At 61.7% G+C, this 6238-nt stretch carries 4 protein-coding genes; 1 reads left to right on the top strand and 3 read right to left on the bottom strand.

What is annotated here, in order from left to right; all coding sequences use genetic code 11:
* Positions 1 to 9: 9 nt before the first annotated feature.
* The 3 genes from NPS47_RS21930 to NPS47_RS21940 form a co-directional block, all read right to left on the bottom strand.
* Positions 10 to 2157, bottom strand: coding sequence for a type I secretion system permease/ATPase (locus NPS47_RS21930; protein WP_425313542.1), 2148 nt, complete (start codon positions 2155 to 2157; stop codon positions 10 to 12).
* Positions 2158 to 2195: 38 nt separating this feature from the next.
* The gene (locus NPS47_RS21935) at positions 2196 to 3569 is read right to left on the bottom strand and encodes a TolC family outer membrane protein (RefSeq protein ID WP_274296862.1); all 1374 of its coding nucleotides are present in this window, start codon (positions 3567 to 3569) and stop codon (positions 2196 to 2198) included.
* A 300-nt stretch (positions 3570 to 3869) separates the two neighbouring features.
* On the bottom strand, positions 3870 to 4031 hold the full coding sequence (locus NPS47_RS21940) for a hypothetical protein (RefSeq protein WP_274296863.1): 162 nt from the start codon (positions 4029 to 4031) through the stop codon (positions 3870 to 3872).
* A gap of 56 nt (positions 4032 to 4087) precedes the next feature.
* Here NPS47_RS21940 and NPS47_RS21945 point away from each other — a divergent pair.
* Positions 4088 to 6238, top strand: a 2151-nt coding sequence (locus NPS47_RS21945) for a retention module-containing protein (RefSeq protein ID WP_274296864.1), incomplete at its 3' end; no start/stop codon positions are given.

The raw sequence follows: 6238 nt of genomic DNA on the forward strand, positions 1-6238 counted from the left end.
CGAGATCCCCTAGATGGCCGAGCCGACCCGGCCTTTGCGCAGTGCATCGATAACCGCTTCCTTCGGCCCATCAGCCACCACCTTGCCGTTGTCGAGCACCAGCAAGCGGTCGACCAGGCTGAGCATCGAGGTGCGGTGGGTGACCAGCAACAGCGTCTTGCCCTCGACCCAGCTATGCAGGCGTTGGCGCAGCTGGTCTTCGCTGGCGTTGTCCATGTGGCTGGTGGGTTCGTCGAGGATCATGATCGGCGGCTCCAGCAGCATCGCCCGGGCCAGCAGCACGGACTGGCGCTGGCCACCGGAGAGCAACTGGCCACGTTCACCGACCGGGCGATCGAAACCTTGCGGATGCTGGCGCGCCAGTTCACTGACGCCGGTCAGCTCGGCGACCTCCAGCATGCGTGCATCACTCACATAGCGCGCGCCGAGGGTGAGGTTGTCGCGCAGGCTGCCGGCCAGCAGCGGCAGGTCATGGGCGACATAACCGATCTGGTTGCGCAGGTCGGCGATGTCGAGTTGGCGTAGATCGAGGTTGTCGAGCAGGATCTGTCCTTCGTCCGGCGCATAAAAGCCCATCAACAGGCGGGCCAGGGTGCTTTTGCCCGAACCGCTGCGGCCGATGATGCCGATGCGCTCGCCGGGCTTGACGCTGAAGCTCACGGTATTGAGCGCGGCGGCGTTCTGCCCGGCATAGCGAAAGCTGACATGGCTGACCTCAAGGGCGCCGTGCAGCTGGGTGCGCTCCAGCGGTTGCTGCCCTGCCTGACGCTCCTGTGGCAGCGCCATCAGCGCGTCGGTACTGCGCATGGTCAGCTGCGCCTGCTGATAACGGGTGATCAGCCCGGCGATCTGCCCCAGCGGGGCCAGTACGCGGCTACCGAGCATGTAGCTGGCGACCAGGGCACCGACACTGAGATTGCCGGCAATGATGCTGTAGACCCCGGCGACAATGGTCGCCATGCCGCAGAACTGCTGGATGAACAAGGTGCCGTTGGTGGCCAGCGCCGACAGGTTACGGGCATGCGCGTCGAGGCGGGTCAGGGCGCCGTGGGTGCTTTCCCATTGGTACTGACGCTCGCTCTCGGCACTGCAGGCTTTGAGGGTTTCCAGGCCACCGAGGGTTTCGATCAGCAGGGCCTGGCGCACCGCACCCAGGGCCAGACTTTTTTGCACGGTGTCGCGCAAACGTACCTGGATCAACAGGGCGAAGATGATGGTGACGGGGAAGGCAATCAGCGGAATCACCACCAGCCAGCCGCCGAGCAGGCCGATTACCAGCAGCATCAGCACCACGAAGGGCAGGTCAATGACGCTGGTCAGGGTCACGGCGGTGAGAAATTCGCGCAGGCCCTGGAAGTCATGGATGCTTTGCGCAAAACCACCGATGGTGGCCGGCCGGGCCTTCATCGACATGCCGGTAATGCGCTCGAACAGGGTGGCCGAGAGAATCAGGTCGGTCTTTTTCCCGGCCTGATCCAGCAAATGAGCGCGCACTATGCGCAAAATCAATTCGAACAAGGTGCCGATCAACAGGCCGACCACCAGGACCCAGAGGGTCGAGATGGCCTGGTTGGGCACGACCCGGTCGTAGGTCTGCATGACGAACAGCGGCACCATCAGGCCGAGCAGGTTGATCAACAGACTGGCCAGGACCGCATCGCCGTAGAGCCAGCGAGACAGTTTCAGGGTGTCGCGGAACCAGGCATTGACCCGCGGCATCAACGGTGCGCGCAGGTCTTCGAGCTCATGCCGGGGACGGGCGAACAGCGCTTCGCCGCTATAGGCCTCGGCCAGTTCCTCGCGGCTGACCCATTGTTCGCCACCTTCTGCCTCACTGGGCAGGATCAGCGCCTTGCCGTCTTCGCCCCAACGTCGCAGCACGGCGCAGCGGCCCTGCTTGAGCAGTAACAGCACCGGCAGGTTGAGCGCCGAAATCGCGTCCAGTTCCCGTCGCAACACGCGCGCCTGCAAACCGGCGCGAGCGGCGGCGCGCGGCAGCAAGTCGAGACTCAGGCGCTGCTGGGCCAGGGGCAGGCCGGCACTCAGGCCAGCGCGGCTGAGCGTGCAACCGTGCAGCTTGCAGAGAATCAGCAAACCATCGAGTAACGGATCATCGAAACTCAGGCGCGGATCTGCCGCCGAGCTCGCAGGTTGCATGCTGGTCACAATGGCCTACTCCTGCAGCAGATCGCGGCTTAGCGCATGTCGGGCAGACGTGCTTCGCTCTTCACTTCACTCTGGGCAATGGCCTCAGGCGGCAGCGAGATGCGTTGCTTGTTCAGCAGCTCACCCATGTTGGCCAGCACCCGGTACATCGAGAACTCCTCGACATAGCGCACTTCGGTATACCGGCGGTTGGCGTTGTACAGCTCGTTTTCACTGTCGAGCAGGTCGAGCAGGGTCCGTTGGCCGAGGCCGAACTGATCCTGATAGGCCGCGCGCACCCGGGTGGTGGTATCCGCGTACTCGCGGGCGGTCGGGGTTTGCTTGCGGGCGTTGGTCATGGCGTTCCAGGACAGCGCCAGGTCCTCGTTGAGGGTGCGCAAGGCGTTGTTGCGGATGTCCATGGCCTGGTTGATCTTGTGCGCATCGGACTGCAGGCGGGCCTTGTCGCTGCCGCCGCGGAACAGGTTGTAGCTGAGCTCGACACCGGCTTGCCAGTCGTTGTTGTCGTGACCGACCTGACCTGCGGTGTTGTTGTTGGCGCCGGTGGCCAGTACCGCATCCAGGCGCGGATAGAACGGCGACTTGGCCACTTCGTACTGCTGCTCGGCGGCTTGTACATCAGCCTGGGCCGACTTCAGGTAGGGGTTGTGTTCGAGCATGTCCTGGCGCGCATCGAGCAGGCTGGCAGGCATCTCCCCCTTGATGGTGACCGGGGTTTCCAGCTCGTCGGGGACGCGGCCGATGACGCTGTAGAAATTGGCTTCGGCATCGGCCAGGTCGACTTCGGCGGTGTACAGGTTGTTTTCCGCCAGGGCGCGACGGGCGGTGGACTGGTCGAGGTCGGCGGTGCTGCCCACGCCGCGTTCGCTGCGCAAGCCGATCTGGTCGTTGACGCGCAGGTGGGCCTGCAGGTTGTTCTTGGCCAGGGTCACCAGCTCACGGCGCTTGAGCACCTCCAGGTACACCTCGACGGCGCGCAGGCTGATGCTCTGAGCGGTTGCCTGGGTGTAGTAGGCGCGGGAGTTGACCACCGCTTCGGTACGGCCGACCTCATTGGAGGTGTTGAAACCGTCGAACAGCATCTGCCGCAGGCGCAGGTCGGACTGGGTGTAGTTCAGGGTTTCCTTGTTGTGATTGGAGGTGCCGTCGGGATTGGTGAAGCGAGTGTTGGTGTTATCCGACTTCTGCCGACCGTAGCCGGCAACCAGGTCGACGCGCGGATACCAGCCGCCTTTGGCCACCTTGACGTCTTCGTCTGCGGATAAGCGATTGTTACGGCTGGCGTTGATTTCCGGATGTTGGTCCACGGCGCTTTGCACAGCTTCCGTAAGCGACATCGCCTGAGCATTGGCACATGCCATGGCCAATAGAATTGCGCCGGTGATGGGGGTCAAAACGCGCATGGGGTACTTCTCCCTGATCTCAAATTTGGGTGCTGCTGTCGTCATATTTTTGACGAACTTTTAAGGTCAAACCGTTTCAGGCTTGTAACAACAGAGCTAAGAACATTTATAAGGCGAGCTAAGAAGAATTTTTCATAAGGGTTATGCGAAAAAAAACTTATGCGATCTAAGGAATCCACGACATTGTTCATATCGAGCGACCCGTTGATACCGCGCTAGGGGGCATTTTTCGGGCGCCAGAGAAAGTTCAGAATTTTTTGCGGCAAAGGGCACGGATGTAGCGGAGGGGATGGAGGAAGATCAGTTGTTGGCGACAATTTTTTGGCATATGCCAAATCGCCAGCTTGTTTTTCCACGTTCATGGAGTGTCTGGCAGGCGAAGGCGTTGATTTCATTGAAATCGACCTTCGCCTTCAGCGCTTTCCAGGTGTTGGCCAAAGGCAGGCGCAGCAGGCCGACCACGCGAGAATCAGAGTGCTTTTCTGCGAAAAACCGTTCCGCAGCGGAGGAGAGCGCTCATGGCCAAGTTAATCGGTATTGTCAGCAAAGTAGTCGGAGAGGTCTTCGCCGTCGCCAGTGACGGGACTCGCCGGGCGCTGGCCGAAGGTGACCGGCTGTTTGCCGGCGAGCAGTTGCAGACGGGCGTCGCCGGAGCGGTGGCCGTGCATCTGCAAAATGGTGCCGAGTTGACCTTGGGCCGTGACAGCAGTCTGGCCTTGTCCCCGCAGTTGCTGGCCAGCCAGGCAGCTCATGACGATGCGCCGCAGGCAACGGCGCCAAGTCAGGCGCAACTCACCGATGTGGAGAAACTCCAGCAAGCCATCGCCGCAGGCGCCGACCCCAGCCAGGATGCCGATCCAACGGCGGCCGGTCCGGGGAGTGGCGGTTCTTCGGGTGCACTCGGCGGTGGTCACTCCTTTGTCCTGCTCAGCGAAGTGGGTGGCCGGGTGGATCCGGTCATTGGCTTCCCGACAGCGGGCTTCAACGGCTTTATCGAAGTGCCGGAGCTGGATGTTGGCGATCTCAATAACAACGATGACGCGCTGTTGCCACCGCAACCGGTGGTCAACAACCCGGTGACTATTGAAGGTTTGCAGGTGGAGGGAGGGGCGCTGAGCCTCAACGAGGCCAACCTGGCCCAGGGCTCGGCCAGTGAGCCCGCCGCTTTGACCAAAACCGGCAATTTCACCGTCGTGGCGCCGGATGGTGTGTTCAACCTCAATGTCGGTGGCATCAACGTCGTCACGGCTGGCGCGGTGACCGGTGTGGGGCAGTCCATCACTACCGGGTTGGGCAACGTGTTGACCATCACCGGCTACGATGCTGCAACCGGTGTGGTCAGTTACAGTTACACCTTGAGCACTACCGGGGCACATCCGGACGGTGCTGGAGCCAATGCACAGGGCGAGAGTATCAGTGTCCTGGTCAGCGACAGTGATGGTGATGTGGCCAGCGGTTCGCTGGATGTCATCGTTATCGATGACATGCCGCATGCAGTAGCGGACAGCAATGCGCTGACGGCTACCGAGAGCCAGCTGACCCTGACCGGCAATGTGTTGAGCAACGATGTGCAAGGCGCCGACCGCATCGCCAGCGGCCCCATCACCCCGCAAACCATCACCGGCACTTACGGCACGCTGGTGCTGGCCGCCGATGGTTCCTACACCTATACACTGAATACCAGCGACCCGGACTTCATCAATCTGAAGGGCGGCGGCAGTGGTGTCGAAAACTTTACTTACACCCTCAATGATGCCGACGGCGATACCTCGACCGCCAACCTGGTGCTCAATGTCAGTAACCTCAATGATCAAGTCACGCTCGGCAATCTGAACATCAACGCTGGTGCGTTGACCGTCTATGAGAAAAACCTCAGCGACGGCAGCAGCCCGGACGGCTCGGCGCTGACCCAGGGTGGCAGCTTCACTGTGAACGCCCCGGACGGCCTGCAAACCCTGAGCATCGGTGGTATCACCGTGGTCAGTGGCGGCAATGCCGTCGGCTTCCCGCAGTCGGCCACCACGCCGCAAGGCAACACCCTGACGATCACGGGCTATAACGCCAACACTGGCGTGGTCACTTACACCTACACGCTGCTCGATAATGAAGCGCATAACACCGGTAACGGCACCACCTTGAGTGAAAGTTTCACGGTGGTGGCTACCGATACCGATGGCAGCAGTGCTAGCGGTTCGATTGATGTGAACATCGTCGACGATGCGCCGAAGGCGTACGACGACAGCAATACGACTACCGCTACCGAAGCGCAAACGACCCTGACCGGCAACGTCCTGAGCAACGATGTACAGGGCGCCGACCGCATCGCCAGCGGCCCGATCACCCCGCAAACCATCACCGGCACTTACGGCACCCTGGTGCTGGCTGCCGACGGCAGCTACACCTACACGCTGAACGCGCAGGACCCGGATTTCATCAACCTGAAGGGCGGCGGCACGGGTGTCGAAAACTTCACCTACACCCTCAAGGATGCCGACGGCGACAGCAGCACGGCGACGCTGAAAATCGACGTCAGCAACCTCAACGACCCGGTAGAGATCCACGGCCTGGACCTCTGCGGCGGCGAACTGACCTTCTACGAGAAAAACCTCAGCGACGGCAGCAGCCCGGACCAGTGGGCGCTGACCAAGGGCGGCACCTTTACCGTGGTC

Origin of the sequence: Pseudomonas putida (genome assembly GCF_028682475.1) — a bacterium.
Taxonomy (GTDB): Bacteria; Pseudomonadota; Gammaproteobacteria; order Pseudomonadales; family Pseudomonadaceae; genus Aquipseudomonas; species Aquipseudomonas putida_AG.